We start from the raw sequence: 277 nt of genomic DNA, 5'->3' as shown, positions 1-277 counted from the left end.
GCGATAATCACGCCGATCAGAGACTCACCAGCGATCAAGCCGGAGGCGAGCAGCGTTCCTCTCTCGACCCTCGCGGCCTTTAATTGCTCATTTTTGCGCGAGGCGAACTCGATAATCCAGCGAACCACGCCTCCGATCATAATCGGCACGCTTACATGAATGGGGAGATAGATCCCGACGGCCACCGTGAGCGAGTTCAAGCCAAGAAGCTCGATGACGACAGCTGCAGCGACGCCGATAAAGATAAGATCCCACGGCAAGCTGCCGGCCATAATCC

General features: G+C 56.7%; 1 protein-coding gene. It reads right to left on the bottom strand.

The genetic code is table 11. The features are described from left to right. Positions 1 to 277 (bottom strand): OPT/YSL family transporter (locus ACSNOG_RS33280; protein WP_436756400.1); only part of this gene is annotated, 277 nt, incomplete at both ends.

The organism is Streptomyces sp. URMC 124 (assembly GCF_051386455.1).
Taxonomy (GTDB): domain Bacteria; phylum Actinomycetota; class Actinomycetes; order Streptomycetales; family Streptomycetaceae; genus Streptomyces.
Note: the sequence above shows the minus strand (reverse complement) of the source record. Positions and strands in the feature narration are given on the sequence as shown.